General features: G+C 49.6%; 16 protein-coding genes. 8 read left to right on the top strand and 8 right to left on the bottom strand.

Annotation, left to right across the window (positions count from 1 at the left end; all coding sequences use genetic code 11):
• Nucleotides 1–82: 82 nt before the first annotated feature.
• Together ampE and ampD are read right to left on the bottom strand one after the other, a co-directional pair.
• On the bottom strand, nucleotides 83–937 hold the full coding sequence (ampE, locus tag ACMV8I_RS11455) for a beta-lactamase regulator AmpE (protein WP_498865349.1): 855 nt from the start codon (nucleotides 935–937) through the stop codon (nucleotides 83–85).
• A 60-nt stretch (nucleotides 938–997) separates the two neighbouring features.
• Entirely contained in the window at nucleotides 998–1570 is a 573-nt protein-coding gene (ampD, locus tag ACMV8I_RS11460; RefSeq protein ID WP_498865350.1) for a 1,6-anhydro-N-acetylmuramyl-L-alanine amidase AmpD, read from the bottom strand.
• Nucleotides 1571–1664: 94 nt separating this feature from the next.
• On the opposite strand from ampD, the gene nadC reads away from it, so the two are divergent.
• The 4 genes from nadC to hofC all read left to right on the top strand — a co-directional run bounded on the left by nadC (nucleotide 1665) and on the right by hofC (nucleotide 6013).
• Nucleotides 1665–2558, top strand: coding sequence for a carboxylating nicotinate-nucleotide diphosphorylase (gene nadC / locus ACMV8I_RS11465; protein ID WP_498865351.1), 894 nt, complete (start codon nucleotides 1665–1667; stop codon nucleotides 2556–2558).
• Nucleotides 2559–2850: 292 nt separating this feature from the next.
• Complete coding sequence (gene ppdD / locus ACMV8I_RS11470) at nucleotides 2851–3324, top strand: prepilin peptidase-dependent pilin (RefSeq protein ID WP_498865352.1); 474 nt, start codon at nucleotides 2851–2853, stop codon at nucleotides 3322–3324.
• Complete coding sequence (gspE, locus tag ACMV8I_RS11475) at nucleotides 3321–4793, top strand: type II secretion system protein GspE (protein WP_498865353.1); 1473 nt, start codon at nucleotides 3321–3323, stop codon at nucleotides 4791–4793. Before ppdD ends, gspE begins: the two co-directional genes overlap by 4 nt.
• Nucleotides 4790–6013 carry a protein transport protein HofC gene (gene hofC / locus ACMV8I_RS11480; protein WP_498865354.1) on the top strand — a complete coding sequence of 408 codons (1224 nt, stop codon included), beginning with the start codon at nucleotides 4790–4792 and terminating at the stop codon, nucleotides 6011–6013. Before gspE ends, hofC begins: the two co-directional genes overlap by 4 nt.
• A gap of 54 nt (nucleotides 6014–6067) precedes the next feature.
• On the opposite strand, the gene ACMV8I_RS11485 is transcribed toward hofC, so the two are convergent.
• Nucleotides 6068–7111 carry a GMP reductase gene (locus tag ACMV8I_RS11485; protein WP_498865355.1) on the bottom strand — a complete coding sequence of 348 codons (1044 nt, stop codon included), beginning with the start codon at nucleotides 7109–7111 and terminating at the stop codon, nucleotides 6068–6070.
• Nucleotides 7112–7365: 254 nt separating this feature from the next.
• Between ACMV8I_RS11485 and coaE the strand changes: the two genes are divergently transcribed.
• From coaE to yacG, 3 genes are read left to right on the top strand one after another with little or no spacing between them, the layout of a single operon-like run.
• A complete protein-coding gene (gene coaE, locus ACMV8I_RS11490) occupies nucleotides 7366–7995 on the top strand; it encodes a dephospho-CoA kinase (RefSeq protein ID WP_498865356.1) in 630 nt (209 codons plus the stop codon).
• Nucleotides 7988–8740, top strand: coding sequence for a cell division protein ZapD (gene zapD, locus ACMV8I_RS11495; RefSeq protein WP_498865357.1), 753 nt, complete (start codon nucleotides 7988–7990; stop codon nucleotides 8738–8740). Before coaE ends, zapD begins: the two co-directional genes overlap by 8 nt.
• A gap of 8 nt (nucleotides 8741–8748) precedes the next feature.
• The gene (gene yacG, locus ACMV8I_RS11500; protein ID WP_498865358.1) at nucleotides 8749–8949 is read left to right on the top strand and encodes a DNA gyrase inhibitor YacG; all 201 of its coding nucleotides are present in this window, start codon (nucleotides 8749–8751) and stop codon (nucleotides 8947–8949) included.
• Nucleotides 8950–9023: 74 nt separating this feature from the next.
• Here yacG and mutT read toward each other — a convergent pair whose 3' ends face one another.
• From mutT to secM, 3 genes are all read right to left on the bottom strand, one after another.
• Nucleotides 9024–9425 (bottom strand): 8-oxo-dGTP diphosphatase MutT, encoded by a 402-nt coding sequence (gene mutT, locus ACMV8I_RS11505; protein WP_498865359.1) that lies wholly within the window; start codon nucleotides 9423–9425, stop codon nucleotides 9024–9026.
• A gap of 90 nt (nucleotides 9426–9515) precedes the next feature.
• Complete coding sequence (gene secA / locus ACMV8I_RS11510; protein WP_498865360.1) at nucleotides 9516–12239, bottom strand: preprotein translocase subunit SecA; 2724 nt, start codon at nucleotides 12237–12239, stop codon at nucleotides 9516–9518.
• A 95-nt stretch (nucleotides 12240–12334) separates the two neighbouring features.
• Nucleotides 12335–12859, bottom strand: coding sequence for a secA translation cis-regulator SecM (secM, locus tag ACMV8I_RS11515; protein WP_498865361.1), 525 nt, complete (start codon nucleotides 12857–12859; stop codon nucleotides 12335–12337).
• A 26-nt stretch (nucleotides 12860–12885) separates the two neighbouring features.
• Here secM and ACMV8I_RS11520 point away from each other — a divergent pair, with 26 nt between their 5' ends.
• A complete protein-coding gene (locus ACMV8I_RS11520) occupies nucleotides 12886–13410 on the top strand; it encodes a DUF721 domain-containing protein (RefSeq protein WP_498865362.1) in 525 nt (174 codons plus the stop codon).
• Nucleotides 13411–13425: 15 nt separating this feature from the next.
• Here ACMV8I_RS11520 and lpxC read toward each other — a convergent pair whose 3' ends face one another.
• Nucleotides 13426–14343, bottom strand: coding sequence for a UDP-3-O-acyl-N-acetylglucosamine deacetylase (gene lpxC, locus ACMV8I_RS11525; RefSeq protein WP_498865363.1), 918 nt, complete (start codon nucleotides 14341–14343; stop codon nucleotides 13426–13428).
• Nucleotides 14344–14448: 105 nt separating this feature from the next.
• Entirely contained in the window at nucleotides 14449–15603 is a 1155-nt protein-coding gene (gene ftsZ / locus ACMV8I_RS11530; protein WP_497230926.1) for a cell division protein FtsZ, read from the bottom strand.
• Between the last annotated feature and the right edge of the window lie 52 nt (nucleotides 15604–15655).

Here is a 15655-nt window from a genome sequence, read left to right on the forward strand (position 1 = left end):
GAAACAAAAAGCCCGGCCATGTGAATATGCCGGGCTTTTTATCGTGCCGATACGATGCTTGGGCAGAGGAACCGTACCGCCGTTAAATCAGCGTACCGTAAATCGTCAGCAGCGCAACCACGACCAGAATAATCATAGTGACTTTACGCGCCAGCCCGACGGCTGCGCGCGGTGTCTGCACCGGGTCCATATGCGGATCGCGCGCCAGTGAGAACTGCGCCAGACGGGTCAGAACATGATATTGCGAGGAGTGAATATCTCCGAGCGAAGCGAACCACGCCGGTAGCGCTTTTTCACCGTGCCCGAGCAGAGCATAAGCCACGCCAGCCAAACGCACCGGGATCCAGTCAAGAATATGCAGCAGACTATCGACACCGGACTGCGCGCGTTTCAGCGACGTAGTATGTCGGGCGAGCCATGTCTGATAGCCACGCAGCGCAGCATATCCGCCCAAGGCAACAGGTCCGTAAGGACCCAGAACCACAAACCAGAACAGCGGTCCGAGATAATAGCGGAAGTTAATCCACAGCAGCGCATTTTGTAGCTCGCGCAAACGCACTTCGTCTGTGCAATCCGTTGGCAGGCCGTGGATCAGCGCCAGCTCTTCCGCCATTTCTTTCGTGGCGTCGACATCGCCCTGACGGGCTGATTTCAGATAAGCGCGATAATGTTTACGCTTAACGCCCGCACCAATACAAAACAGACAGATAACAATCCACAAAATCAGCGAAGGCACGCCGAAAAACAGGCCTTGTACTGCTCGCAGGATCACCCAAATCACCGCCATCCAGACCACGGTTATCGCCAGCGTTTTCGCCAGAGAAGTATGTCGTCCGCGGCTGAAAATCACCTCGAACCGATGATCCAACTGCCAGTGTTCACCCAGTTTGAACAACCGCTCCCAAGCCAGCACCAGCAATAAAGTAAATAACGTCATCGATTGTCACTCTCTCTCAACACATCACACGCTAAAAACAAAACCAGAACCCGCGTTCATTCACGAGTCACCAGAACCATTGTGCCCTGCCGTGGGTGTTAACAGCTTGCGATAAAATGCCCAGTTAAACTCAGGGCCGGGATCCGTTTTGCGCCCCGGCGCGATGTCACTGTGTCCGGTAATGGCATCAAGACTAATCGGATAGTGCTTAATTAACAAATCAGTAACTGCCGCAAGGCTGCGATATTGCGCCTCAGTGAAAGGCTCAAAATCAGTGCCTTCCATCTCAATACCGATGGAAAAATCATTGCAGCGCTCCCTTCCCTGCCAAACCGATACGCCAGCATGCCAGGCACGTTTATCAAAGGGTACATACTGCACGAGCTCGCCATCGCGACGGATTAGGCAGTGTGCTGCCACATGCAGTTGATGGATGCCTGCGAAGTACGGATCTTCTTCGGGATTTAATGCACCGGTGAAAAGTTGATCGATATAAGGCCCACCAAACTGACCGGGCGGTAAGCTGATGCTGTGAATAACCAACAGCGACGGTGTTTCATCTTCAGGACGGCGATCGCAATGAGGTGATATCACCCTTCTGGCTTCGGTAACCCAGCCATGTTCTAACTGCATCAAAGACCTCAATGATGTGCTTTGGTGGTACTTATCAAAGCAACAGGGTAGCATGTTTTTTTCTCTCCCTTACCCGCCATTTTGGAGTATTTGTATGACGACCCGCAGCTACAATCCTGAAAGTCGCCGCACTCAGTTACTCGAACGTATTCAAAATGATATCCCCGCATCAGTGACTCAGGCATTGGGTGAAGACCTCGGCGGCGAGGTCAATGCAAACAATGATCTCACTGCGCAACTATTACCTGAAAATACATTGGCTAAAGCCACCATTATCACCCGTGAAGCGGGAATTTTCTGCGGCCAGAAATGGCTGGATGAAGTCTTCCACCAGTTAGGTGGCGATAAGGTCATCATTACGTGGAGAGTAAAAGACGGCGATACACTTGTCGAAAACCAGCCACTTTGTGAATTGTCAGGTCCGGCGCGCCTGCTTCTGACAGGCGAACGAACCGCGCTTAATTTTGTACAAACGCTCTCTGGCGTAGCAACTGAAGTGAATCACTACGTAAACTTGCTAAAAGGCACGCAAACTCGCCTGCTTGATACCCGCAAAACGTTGCCCGGCCTGCGAACAGCACTGAAATATGCCGTACTCTGTGGTGGCGGTAGTAATCATCGCCTGGGGCTGGCTGATGCATTTCTGATTAAAGAAAATCACATCATCGCCTGCGGTTCGATTAAAGCGGCGGTTGAACGCGCCCAGCAAATTCATGCGGATGTCCTTGTAGAAGTTGAAGTGGAAACCCTTCACGAGCTGCAACAAGCATTAGATGCCGGGGCCGATATCGTGATGCTGGATAACTTCACTGCTCAGATGATGAGTGATGGCGTCGCTCTCACGGCTGGCAAAGCATTGCTAGAAGTCTCGGGGAATGTCACCGAGCAAACTTTACGTGAATTTGCAGAGACCGGCGTTGACTACATCTCTGTCGGCGCACTGACCAAGCATGTTCGCGCCATGGATTTATCGATGCGTTTTAGCTGATTTTCATCCTATTTTCAGCCCTCTGTCCGTTTCTTCAGAGGGCTGAGTTATCTGTTTTCCCTCGATGTTTCCTTGTTAATAACCTCTCACACCCACCTTCATGCCACCAGATTCTTTTTACATCGTTTATACGGCTTGCGAGATATGCCGCAAATATCCCTACAAACTACACCTTTGCATTTTTATTTCCCGAGACGTCCTGGAGATTATCTCTCTGGTGATGGCGCAAGGTTTTTTCAGCAGATAGTTTGCTGACCGAAAGCCACTTTTAGCCAAAACCAAGGACCAAAAAATGAATGAGCTCGCAACCTCCTGCAACGTTAGACAAGACGGATTTACCCTGATCGAACTGATGGTGGTCATTGCTATCATCGCTATTCTCAGTGCCATAGGCATCCCTGCTTATCAAAGCTATATCCAGAAAGCTGCGCTGACTGACATGCTGCAAACCATGGTGCCTTACAAAACAGGTGTCGAGCTCTGCGTTATTGATCAGGGCGCGCTTGTTTCCTGTAACTCGGCTAGCCAGGGAATTCCTGCCGCAACAACCACCCGTTATGTTAGCAAGGTTCAGGTTGCAGCAGGGATCATTACCCTAACCGGGCAACAGGCATTAAATGGCCTGAGCGTTGTGATGACACCAACGGTTGATACCACATCAGGCGGCATTGTCTGGGGCAGAAACTGCTCCAGTGCGAAAGATGCCGGCATGAAAGAGGCCTGCGAAAGCATATTCCGCTTTGAAGGTGCAGGAGCAACCCAATGAACGACGCCCCTTTGAATACTTCATCCTCCCACGATGCAGAACGGCACAATTCCGAAGCTGCACTGGATGTACTGTGCCAGCGCTACAAAGCCATTGTGTTACATAAGGACGAATCCCGTTTACACGTCGCTTGCCATGAGGAGGAAGGTGACACTGAAGCACTCAGTAAGGCGCTGCAATTCGCCAGCGGGCTCAAAGTACAAATCGAACGCTGGCCTCAGGCACGCTTTGAGCAAGCTTTGGAAAAACCGGCGCATAACTCAGTCACAACCGAAGCAGGATCGCTGAAAATATCAAATGCCAATGAGCTGGAGGATATCAGTGATGCTCCAATGGTTAATTTTCTCAATCAAATCCTGCGTATGGCGATACTACGCAGGGCTTCAGATATTCATTTCGAGCCGGGAGAGCACAGTCTACGCGTTCGTCTTCGTATTGATGGCGTGTTGCAGGAGATCCCTGGCCCTGAGTTTTCGATGGCCGTCAGCCTGTGCGCCAGACTTAAAATTATGGGACAACTCAATGTCGCTGAACGCCGTCTACCGCAGGACGGACAGTTGTTGATCACTTTTCAAAACCAGCGCTACTCTATGCGCATCGCTTCTCTGCCAGTTTTGCACGGTGAAAAAATCGTGCTACGGATCCTGCGTATGACACAACAGGATTTAAGCATGAGCCAGCTCGGGTTTACGCACGAGGATCTCAGCCATTATGTCAACGCGCTAAAAAACCCACAGGGACTGATCCTTGTTACAGGCCCGACCGGTAGTGGGAAAACGGTAACGCTCTACAGCGGATTACGCCATCTGAATGCAGTAGAACGCAATATTTGTAGCGTTGAAGATCCGGTTGAGATCCCTGTCATCGGAATAAATCAGACCCAAGTAAATCCTAAAACCGAACTGAGTTTTGCCCGAGTGCTAAGAGCTCTGCTGAGGCAGGACCCTGATGTCATTATGGTGGGCGAGATACGAGACAAAGAAACGGCAGAAATTGCGATTAAAGCTGCGCAAACCGGGCATTTAGTATTATCGACGTTACACACTAACTCGACCTGCGAAACCCTCAATCGCCTTGCCCAAATGGGGATTGAAGGCTATCACATTGCAGCCAGTTTACGTCTGGTCATCGCACAGCGACTGGTACGTAAGCTATGCCCTCACTGCCGAAAACCACATGTCACCTTTGTCGAAGGCGCTAAAAAAAAGCCAATGCCCCTGTGGTTAGCCGTAGGCTGTAGCCACTGTTCTTCGGGTTACTACGGGCGGACAGGAATTTATGAAATCCTAATCATTACTCCTCGTTTACAACAAGCATTGGTTGTAGGTTCCAGCGTGTCTGAACTTAACCAAATTGCACAAGAACAGGGTCATAAAAGCCTGCTGGAAGCGGGGACCATTTTGGTAGAACAGGGAGTCACGACACTTGAGGAATTATACAGGGTGGCAGGTGAAGGTATCGAAGCATGAGTTCAGCCCTCCAGTCCAACAGGAATATTTGCGTCCTGTATCGTTGGCAGGCCATTGATACAAAAGGTGAATTACAAAGTGGAGAATTACTGGCTGGTGCCACTTCCGAGGTCCATCATCAACTCTTTGCTCTTTCATTACAGCCGATCGCAGTAAAAAAACAACTGCGACTGCGGGCAGCATACTGGAAAAGCTCGGACCTTATTGCTCTGATAAGGCAATTGGCAACACTGCTACAGGCGGGGCTCCCCTTGGTCAACAGTCTGATGTTGTTAGCAGGAGAGCATTCAAAAGCGCCCTGGCGTTGCATATTGCAAGACATTGCCAGTGGCGTAAAAGAAGGGAAGCCCTTATCGGCGATGTTAACCACATTCCCTGACGTGTTTCCGGTGATTTATCGGCAGCTGATTTCAATCGGAGAACTAACGGGCCAGCTTGACCGGTGCTGTCTGCAACTGGCAGTCCAGCAAGAGCAACAGGCAGAATTACGCAAAAAAGTGAAGAAGGCACTCCGCTATCCCTTGATCGTCAGTTCCATTGCGATAATAGTCACGGTTTTAATGCTGACGATGGTGCTGCCTGAATTCGCCAAAATATATGCTTCATTCGATGCTACTTTGCCATGGCTCACTGAACTGCTGATGATCGCTTCGAAGGCGTTGATCAGCTATGGTCCAGCGTTAACCCTGTTAAATATAGGGTTGACCATGGCTTATATAAGATTCTACCACCCGCAGCCAGGGTGGCGCTGGAGAGAACAAAGCATACTGTTACGCATACCACTAATAAGAAAACTGGTTGCAGACAGTTGTCTGGGGCAAATATTCCAAACCCTCGCAATGACCCAACAGGCAGGAATGACACTGCTTACAGGACTTGATGCCGCCGCAACATCATCAACGAATTTACTTTTCCAGCGCGCAGTAATGATGATTAAAGAGCAGTTGGCGCTGGGTATCCCGCTGCACACCGCAATTGGCCAATCACCTTTATTTCCCTCACTCTGCCAGCAGTTAGTACGCATTGGTGAAGAGTCTGGCTCACTGGACGATATCTTACTAAAACTGGCGCATTGGCATAACCAACAGGCTAATCAACTCGCCGAGATAATGTCGCAATCTATTGAGCCCATATTGATGGTTGTAATGGGGATTTTGGTCGGTGGGTTGGTTATTGCTATGTATTTGCCTATCTTCCAGCTGGGAGCTGTTATGGGGTAATGACATATCAGGGAAGAATAGGCGGCGGTATAAGACCGCCGCTGCAATAGAGAATTAATTAGAACCGAATAGCCGGTTCTCTTGCTCGGCAACGCGAATAAATGTTGTCCGTTTAGTTAGCTCTTTCAAACGCTCAGCGCCGACGTAGGTGCAGGCCGAACGTAACCCACCGAGAATATCACGCACGGTATTTTCTACCGGCCCACGTAAGGGCAGCTTGACAGTTTTACCTTCGGCCGCGCGGTACTCAGCAACGCCGCCAACATGGCGCTTCATTGCTGATTCAGAGCTCATACCGTAAAACAGCATAAATTTCTCGCCATCTTCTTCAACGACTGTGCCTTCACATTCATCGTGTGCAGCGAGCATACCGCCCAGCATGACGAAATCGGCACCACCGCCAAAGGCTTTTGCCACATCCCCTGGTATTGCACAACCGCCATCACTCACGATTTGCCCACCCAGACCATGTGCTGCATCGGCACATTCTATGACCGCTGAAAGTTGCGGATACCCTACGCCGGTTTTAACGCGTGTAGTACAAACGGACCCCGGACCAATGCCGACTTTAACGATATCTGCACCTGAAAGGATAAGTTCTTCAACCATTTCGCCCGTCACAACATTTCCGGCACAAATAACTTTATCCGGACAAACCTCGCGGACGCGTTTCAGAAAAGACACAAAGTGTTCCGAATAGCCATTGGCAACATCAAGACACACAAATTTAAGCAGCGGTGAAAGAGCCAGAATTTGCTTCATTTTGACGAAATCAGCTTCGGAAGTGCCTGTTGATACCATCACGTGACGCAGAACAGACTCGGTGGAAGCATCAGCAAACACCTTCCACTGTTCAACGCTGTAGTGTTTGTGAACCGCAGTCAGTAAGTCGAATGAAGCCAGCGCCTCAGCCATGCGAAACGTTCCGACAGTATCCATATTTGCCGCAATGATTGGTGTACCAGACCATTTAAAACCGGGGTGTTTGAAGGTAAAGGTGCGCTCCAGCTCAACTTCGGAACGGCTTTTGAGGGTCGAACGCTTTGGTCGAATCAAAACGTCTTTGAAACCTAATTTCAAGTCTTCTTCAATGCGCATGAGATCTTATCCTGGTTTTTGCAATAGACCGTGGCGATATATCACTGGGTGTTAGATGGGGTTGTTTGGCACCCTTCCAGTGGTTTTATCATACGCATGAAAACCATAACGGCAAGACTGCTTTCATAACTTTAACCCCCCCACCTTTCGTCAGCACGCCGGAGAGATTTCAGGTCAAAAGCACGATGAGCACGGCTTGCACTTACTCATAATCTCTTTATCATTTAACCCAACTGTTATGAGTGAGCAATCCAATGAGTTATGTCGTTGCATTGACCGGCGGTATCGGCAGTGGCAAGAGTACAGTGGCAGAAAGTTTTGCACGTCATGGTGTCAGCATTGTTGATGCTGATGTGATTGCACGCCAAGTGGTAGAACCCGGCCAACCTGCACTCCATGATTTGGCGGTTCGATTGGGGAAACACATCCTTCTTCCAGATGGTTCGCTAAATCGTGCCGTTTTGCGAGACATTATCTTTAGCGACCCCTCAGTTAAACTGTGGGTTAATCAGCGTTTACATCCGTTAATTCATGCAAAAACCTGGCAGCTCATCGCCGCAGCCACAACGCCTTATGTACTGTGGGTTGTGCCACTGTTGATTGAGAATGGGTTGCAAAAACAGGCAAATCGCGTGTTGGTGGTAGATGTGGATGAACAAACACAGCTTGCCAGAACCATGCTGCGCGACGGCGTGGACCGCCAGCAGGCAGAAAAAATTCTCTGCGCCCAGGTAAGTCGCCAACGGCGTTTAGCCTGCGCAGATGACATTATTGATAACAACGGTGGTGCCGAGACGATCGAACTACGCGTTGCTTCATTACATAGCCGTTATCTGGAATTAGCGGCTTCAGCGCCCCAACAGGATATTGACAAGAATGAATGATGTAGTAACTACCGTTCTCTTTGAACATCCTTTAAATGAAAAAATGCGCACCTGGCTGCGTATTGAGTTTTTATTGCAACAAATGCATGCAAACACTCAAATCATTTCAATTTCTTCCGCCCTCATTTTTTTCCGCAATGCTTCTGACTTGCTCGATGTACTAGAGCGCGGTGAAGTACGAACTGATTTATTGAAAGAACTCGAGCGTCAGCACCAGAAACTTTCACAATGGGAAGACGTTCCGGGGGTTGATACTTCCCGCATCGATTCACTGCGTGGCGAACTTAAACAAGCAGCTGCTATGCTAATGAAAGCACCGCGTATTGGTCAGGCTCTACGAGAAGATCGTCTGGTTGCGTTGGTTCGCCAGCGGCTAAGTATTCCCGGAGGCTGCTGCAGCTTTGACCTGCCTACGCTACACATATGGCTACATCTGCTACAAAATCAACGTGATAATGAGGTACAAGGCTGGCTGGATACTTTGTCTCCGCTGCATAATGCATTAACTCTGGTGCTGGTATTAATCAGGCAATCAGGCATATTCCGTAATCAGATTAGCCTTAATGGGTTTTTCCAGGAAAATGCGGAAGGTGCTGACTTGCTAAGAATGCGTATCTCATTGGAAAATAAAATTTATCCGCAAGTGTCTGGTCATAAAACCCGTTACGCCATCCGCTTTTTACCGCTGGACAGTGAGCGCGGTCAGGTACCTGCCAGACTGACTTTTGAACTTGCCTGTTGTTAGGAGTAAGAATGGACCCCGAAATTATTGTTGTTAAGTGCCCAACCTGTGCCAAACCTGTGGTATGGGGCGCGCAGAGCCCTTATCGTCCTTTTTGCTGTAAACGCTGCCAGCTTATTGATCTTGGCGAATGGGCTGATGAAGAAAAACGTATCCCGAGTAAAGGGGAGATCAACGATCTGGATGACTGGAGTGAAGAAGACCTCCATTAATCCCAGTGAGTCATCAGCAAGTAAAAAAGGGCCTGAGGCCCTTTTTTACTGATATCGATATCTTGTGAATCGCGTTAAATTTCGCCACTGATTAACGCTTTCACTATCGACTCATTGGCTGGCGGGAATTCTTCCGGTTTTAGCTCTGACTGAGATAACCAGCGCATAGGCTGCCCCTCTTTACCATAAGGCTCTCCCTGCCATTTCTCGACCAGATGAAAATGTAGAGTGATCACTCGGTCAGGAAAAATGTGCTCCAGGCTTTTAATCAGCGCCGGCTGTTCGGCCACAATTCCCGTCTCTTCTTTCAGTTCGCGAACAACCGCTTCACAAGGTGTCTCACCCACTTCAACCTTGCCGCCCGGAAACTCCCAAAAACCCGCCATATGCGATGAAGCGTCACGCTGCGTGATAAAGATTTCATTCTGCGAATTACGAATAATACCCACCGAAATAGTTATTCTTTTCAGCGTCATTATGTCCATCCTTAAAATATGACTGTTTTGGAAAAACAAAGGGCGGTGATTAGCCGCCCTTCAATTTCATACTCTTACCAAAGCTGCAGCTTACTTCTGCAAGCGGCCGTGGCATTGTTTGTATTTCTTACCAGACCCACATGGGCAGGGATCATTACGCCCTACTTTACGATCGCCCTGTGAGCCGGAGGCCAGACGTTCAGCTTCTTCTACTTCAAGGGAGGTCTGATCCTGGTGGCTAAGATACTGCTGACTAGCCAGACGTTCAGCTTCCTCACGACGCTGAAGCTCCATCGCTTCAACCTCTTCAGGCATACGCACCTGAACTTTACTGAGTACGCTGACCACTTCATATTTCAGTGACTCGAGCATGGCAGCAAACATGGCGAAGGATTCGCGCTTGTATTCTTGCTTTGGATCTTTCTGCGCATAACCACGTAAGTGAATACCCTGACGCAGGTAGTCCATAGCCGCCAGATGCTCTTTCCACAATGAATCTAGCGTTTGCAACATCACGCCTTTTTCAAAGTTACGCATCATTTCAATGCCAACCACTTCTTCTTTTCGGGCGTAGGATTCCATAGCATTTTGCAGGATACGCTCGCGCAGGGTTTCTTCATGCAGTTCTGGCTCTTTATCCAGCCACTCGGCAATCGGCATCTCCAGTTCAAAGTCATTTTTAAGACGCTGTTCCAGCCCTTCCACATCCCACATTTCTTCTAGGGACTGCGGTGGAATATAGCTATCAATGACGGTTTTGAACACATCTTCACGGATACTGCGAATCGTTTCGCTAACGTCAGACACGTCGAGCAATTCGTTACGTTGACTATAAATAGCACGGCGCTGATCGCTCGCAACGTCATCATATTCAAGTAACTGTTTACGAATATCAAAGTTACGGCCTTCAACTTTGCGCTGCGCATTAGCAATGGCCTTGGTCACCCAAGGATGCTCAATCGCTTCGCCAGGTTTCATACCCAGTTTACGCATCATGCTGGAAACGCGGTCTGACGCGAAGATACGCATCAGGGCATCTTCCATTGACAGGTAGAAGCGGGAAGAACCGGCATCACCCTGACGACCGGCACGGCCACGAAGCTGGTTATCGATACGGCGAGATTCATGACGCTCAGTACCGATGATGTGTAAACCACCCGAGGCAAGAACGGCATCGTGACGGATCTGCCAGGCAGCTTTAATCTCAGCTTTTTGTTCGTCAGTTACGTCTTCGCCCAGGTCTTCAATCTCAACCTGCCAACTGCCGCCCAACACGATATCGGTACCACGACCAGCCATGTTGGTAGCAATGGTCACCGCACTTGGCTGACCTGCCTGAGAAACGATTTCAGCTTCTTTGGCGTGGAACTTGGCATTCAGTACGCTGTGTGCAATACCGGCTTTATCGAGTTCACGCGAAACGACTTCAGATTTTTCAATCGAAATAGTACCCACCAACACTGGCTGACCGTTGGCTGTCCGCTCGCGGATATCTTCGATGATAGCGCCGATTTTTTCCATTTCAGTCATGTAGACCAGATCCGGTAAATCTTTACGCACCATTGGGCGGTTGGTTGGAACAACGATGGTATCGAGTTTATAGATGGAGCTGAATTCGAACGCTTCTGTGTCGGCGGTACCGGTCATACCGGCCAGTTTTTCGTACAAACGGAAATAGTTCTGGAAAGTAATAGAAGCCAGCGTCTGGTTTTCGTTCTGTATATCAACGCCCTCTTTGGCTTCCACCGCCTGATGCAGGCCATCAGACCAACGACGCCCTTGCATAGTACGGCCAGTATGTTCATCGACAATAATGACCTCACCCTCTTTTACGATGTAGTCAACGTCACGGGTGAACAGAACATGGGCGCGCAATGCAGCAGTAACATGGTGCATAAGCATGATGTTTGATGGGGAATAGAGTGATTCACCATCGTCCATGATACCTGCTTCCATCAGCAACTCTTCAATCAGCACCAGCCCGCGTTCAGTAAGGTGAACCTGACGCGATTTTTCATCCACGGAGAAGTGGCCTTCACCCTGGAAGGTTTCCGTATCTTCTTTTTCCTGACGGATAAGTTTCGGGATCAGTTTATTAACGCGAACATACATCTCGGAGCTGTCTTCAGCCGGACCAGAGATGATCAGCGGCGTTCGCGCTTCATCGATCAGAATGGAGTCAACTTCATCGACCAGTGCATAGTGCAGTTTACGCTGTACGCGCTCTTCAGGGCTGAACGCCATGTTGTCACGCAGGTAGTCAAAACCGTATTCGTTGTTAGTACCGTAAGTGATGTCCGCTGCATACGCAGCCCGCTTGGCGGGGGCTGGCATATTTGGCAAGTTGATACCGATGGTCAACCCGAGGAACTCAAACAAGTCACGGTTGTTTTCAGCATCACGCTGGGCCAGATAGTCGTTCACGGTCACAACGTGTACGCCTTTTCCGCTCAGGGCATTGAGGTAAGCTGGCAGGGTCGCGGTCAGAGTTTTACCTTCACCCGTACGCATTTCTGCGATACACCGTTCGTTGAGCACCATACCGCCGAGCAGTTGCACATCAAAGTGGCGCATGCCAAACACACGCTTACTCGACTCACGCACAACAGCAAAGGCTTCCGGGATAAGGTTCTCAAGGATCTCGCCTTGTTCCAGACGTGCGCGGAATTCATCCGTCTTCGCTCTTAACTGCTCATCCGTCAGTTGCTGGATTTCAGGTTCCAAACTGCTAATGACATCGACCACTTTGCGCATACGGCGCAGGGTACGATCGTTACGACTACCAAAAACCTTGGTCAATAATTTAGTTAACATAATGCTTAATATCTCTTTGAGGCCGCGTAAATCGGCCACTGTTTTGTTGATTTATTGATAGAACAAAAATTAAAAAACTTTGAAGTCTGAGGGTGTTAACTCAAAAACAATGGGCCGGCACGAATGCCTTGCACCTGAGCCAGCCATAGACCGGGTTGGTGCTGATGGGTAGAAAGGATCTGCGGTTGCTGCGTCTGGCGGATGATGACCGGAGGTTTTGACTCATGCGTCAATAATGCGTTGAGGGTTACCAGTAATGCCAGTTGCTGCACATGCAGCGGTTCAGCTTCCTGAATGATGATTTCAGGAGTAGCGGTATAAACTACCTGCGGTGCCAGAGCAAAAGAAAGGTGGCGAATTACGGTGCGAAGTGCATGCTGTTGCCAGTAATCGACCCCAAAAGCAGGCCTGCGATGTGCCTGGAGCAGAGCGAGGTTCGTCAGCCCTGTACTCCCGATGCTCAGCCGGTTTAAACTTGAGGACGTATTCGGTGCGGTTGCCAGTTCCGTTTGCGTCAGGTTTGTGGACACGCCGAGGCTAGCCGCGACCATCCCCAACAGGAGATGCGGCCAAAAATACCTTCTGCCAAATTGTCGCCAACGATTTAGAATACCAATCACAAGTTTACAATCCGCCGGAGCCGGTCATGCGCGATAGTCGCCCACAATTATTAGATGTCCTGTTCGATGATGCCTCTACAGCGGACAAAAGCCCGCTGCGACTTGTTCAGCAACGTGCTGCGGCATTATTAAAGCTTAACCGCGCCGTAAAGAGCTTATTGCCTGCGCCCATGAAACCATGGTGTCGCGTCGGTAATTATCGACAAGGTGTTTTAGTGCTGGAGATAGCAAACGCCAGTTGGATGATGCGGTTACGCTATGAACAACCCGCACTCCTCTCTGCACTTCGAGCGCAAATTCTACCATCATTGTCATCAATCGACATCAGGATTAATCCTTCGCTGATGGTGAAAGTGGAAAATGTATCGCAGTTTAAGGATCAGATAAGCACAGCGACGTCCGGTGAGAAACCGTTCAGACAGCTGAGTGTAGAAAGTGCGAAGGAATTGATGATACTCGCAAGCCGAAGCCCTGAGAAACTTAGAAAGGCATTAGAACGACTGGCAGGCTTGGCCGGAGAGAGTGCCAAAACAACCAGTCGTAATAAATAATGATATCAATACCGATTATGCCAATACTGTAGAAGGGGCTTTAAATGCCAGAGGCATTTCAGCTTCATCCTGGAAGGTAACTAATTCCCAGGCTTCCTGCTTAGCCAGTACCGCTTGCAGTAACTTGTTGTTCAGCGCGTGACCAGATTTGAATGCGGTAAACGCACCAATAATATTATGTCCACACATGAACAAATCACCAATGGCATCAAGCATTTTGTGACGAACGAACTCATCTTCAAAACGCAAGCCATCTTCGTTAAGCACACGGTAATCATCCACAACAATCGCGCAATCAAAGCTGCCACCAAGGCACAAACCACGTGACTGCAGATACTCGATATCACGCATAAAGCCGAAAGTACGTGCGCGGCTGATTTGACGAACAAATGCTTCTGCGGAGAAATTCATCTTGTAACGCTGAGAACTAGAATCAATCGCCGGGTGATTGAAGTCGATAGTGAAATCCAGAGAGAAGCCATTGAATGGCGTAAACTCGGCCCACTTGTCACCGTCCTCAACACGAACCGTTTGCTTGATGCGCAAGAATTTCTTGGCGCAATTCAATTCTTCAATCCCTGCATCCATCAACAGATAGACGAAAGGTGCTGCGCTACCGTCCATAATCGGCACTTCTGGCGCATCAACTTCGATAACGATGTTATCGATGCCTAAACCTGCCAGAGCCGCATTAAGGTGCTCTACCGTAGAAATACGTACGTCATGCTCATTGACCAGGCAAGTACAGAGCATAGTATCACGCACGGATTTGGCATCTGCCGGGAAATCGACCGGTGGATTCAAGTCAGTGCGACGATAGATGACCCCGGTATTGGCCGGTGCAGGGCGCAGAGTCAGGGTGACTTTCTTGCCGGTATGTAAACCGACGCCCGTCGCCTGAACGATACGTTTTAATGTACGCTGTTTGATCATCGTTTTTATCTCGCAATGTTATCCATCTATCCTGCCAACCTCCTAATACTACATGAAGGTTGGAGGGATAGTTTAGCACAAAGAGCGGAGACCCTACAATTCGGACTAGTCTGCCTGCTTACGCAGGAAGGCTGGGATGTCCAGATAGTCGGGCTCTTTGTTTGATTGCGTGTTCGGATCATTAACCACCTTCGCTGCGGGTTTGGTTTCCTGCGGCAGAGGCGACAGCCCGTGCTGCTGATAACGATGATCCATCACTGGCTGGCTGGCTTGCTTGTTAGTGACCAGAGTGATCTCTGGACGCTTGTCCATGCCAATACCCGTTGCCACCACGGTGACACGCAGTTCGTCATTCATTTCCGGGTCAAGAGATGTACCGATAACAACGGTCGCATTATCAGAAGCGAAAGCACGAATGGTGTTACCTACTGTCTCAAACTCGTCCAGACGCAAATCGAAACCGGCGGTGATGTTGACCAGAACGCCACGGGCGCCGGACAAATCGATGTCTTCCAACAATGGGCTGGAAATAGCCATTTCGGCTGCTTCTTCCGCACGGTCTTCACCACATGCCACACCAGAGCCCATCATGGCATAACCCATTTCGGACATCACGGTACGCACGTCAGCAAAGTCGACGTTCATCAGACCAGGACGGGTGATCAGTTCTGCAATCCCCTGTACTGCGCCTTTAAGGACGTCGTTGGCCGCACCGAAAGCGTCAAGGAGAGAAATCCCGCGACCTAACACTTTCAGCAGCTTGTCATTAGGAATAGTGATCAAGGAGTCAACGTGTTTGGACAACTCAGCAATACCCTGCTCCGCAAAGGCCATACGCTTTTTGCCTTCAAAATTGAAAGGCTTAGTCACGACAGCGACGGTCAGAATACCCAACTCTTTTGCTACTTCAGCCACTACAGGCGCTGCACCGGTACCGGTACCGCCACCCATACCTGCTGCGATAAAGACCATATCAGCGCCTTCGAGTGCTGCGCGTAGGGCTTCACGGTCTTCTTCAGCAGAATTGCGACCTACTTCTGGGTTAGCACCAGCACCCAAACCTTTGGTAATACCGCTACCAATCTGGATAGTCTGGCCTACAGCCGTTTTACGTAACGCCTGCGCGTCGGTATTAACGGCAAAGAATTCAACACCTTCGATGCGTTCGCGCACCATGTGCTCGACGGCATTACCACCGCCACCGCCGACGCCGATGACTTTAATCACCGCGTCGTTGGTCAGTTCCATAGGTTCAAACATAGTTTCTCTCCGTTTTGTGCCTGTCGCTTCGGGATCACAATAAGTGACAGCA

Source organism: Ewingella sp. S1.OA.A_B6, from assembly GCF_049889095.1.
Classification (GTDB): Bacteria; Pseudomonadota; Gammaproteobacteria; order Enterobacterales; family Enterobacteriaceae; genus Ewingella.

Coding starts and splice junctions, on each gene's coding strand:
- ampE (WP_498865349.1), bottom strand. CDS start 937: ATGACGTTATTTACTTTATTGCTGGTGCTGGCTTGGGAGCGGTTGTTC.
- ampD (WP_498865350.1), bottom strand. CDS start 1,570: ATGCAGTTAGAACATGGCTGGGTTACCGAAGCCAGAAGGGTGATATCA.
- nadC (WP_498865351.1), top strand. CDS start 1,665: ATGACGACCCGCAGCTACAATCCTGAAAGTCGCCGCACTCAGTTACTC.
- ppdD (WP_498865352.1), top strand. CDS start 2,851: ATGAATGAGCTCGCAACCTCCTGCAACGTTAGACAAGACGGATTTACC.
- gspE (WP_498865353.1), top strand. CDS start 3,321: ATGAACGACGCCCCTTTGAATACTTCATCCTCCCACGATGCAGAACGG.
- hofC (WP_498865354.1), top strand. CDS start 4,790: ATGAGTTCAGCCCTCCAGTCCAACAGGAATATTTGCGTCCTGTATCGT.
- ACMV8I_RS11485 (WP_498865355.1), bottom strand. CDS start 7,111: ATGCGCATTGAAGAAGACTTGAAATTAGGTTTCAAAGACGTTTTGATT.
- coaE (WP_498865356.1), top strand. CDS start 7,366: ATGAGTTATGTCGTTGCATTGACCGGCGGTATCGGCAGTGGCAAGAGT.
- zapD (WP_498865357.1), top strand. CDS start 7,988: ATGAATGATGTAGTAACTACCGTTCTCTTTGAACATCCTTTAAATGAA.
- yacG (WP_498865358.1), top strand. CDS start 8,749: ATGGACCCCGAAATTATTGTTGTTAAGTGCCCAACCTGTGCCAAACCT.
- mutT (WP_498865359.1), bottom strand. CDS start 9,425: ATGACGCTGAAAAGAATAACTATTTCGGTGGGTATTATTCGTAATTCG.
- secA (WP_498865360.1), bottom strand. CDS start 12,239: ATGTTAACTAAATTATTGACCAAGGTTTTTGGTAGTCGTAACGATCGT.
- ACMV8I_RS11520 (WP_498865362.1), top strand. CDS start 12,886: ATGCGCGATAGTCGCCCACAATTATTAGATGTCCTGTTCGATGATGCC.
- lpxC (WP_498865363.1), bottom strand. CDS start 14,343: ATGATCAAACAGCGTACATTAAAACGTATCGTTCAGGCGACGGGCGTC.
- ftsZ (WP_497230926.1), bottom strand. CDS start 15,603: ATGTTTGAACCTATGGAACTGACCAACGACGCGGTGATTAAAGTCATC.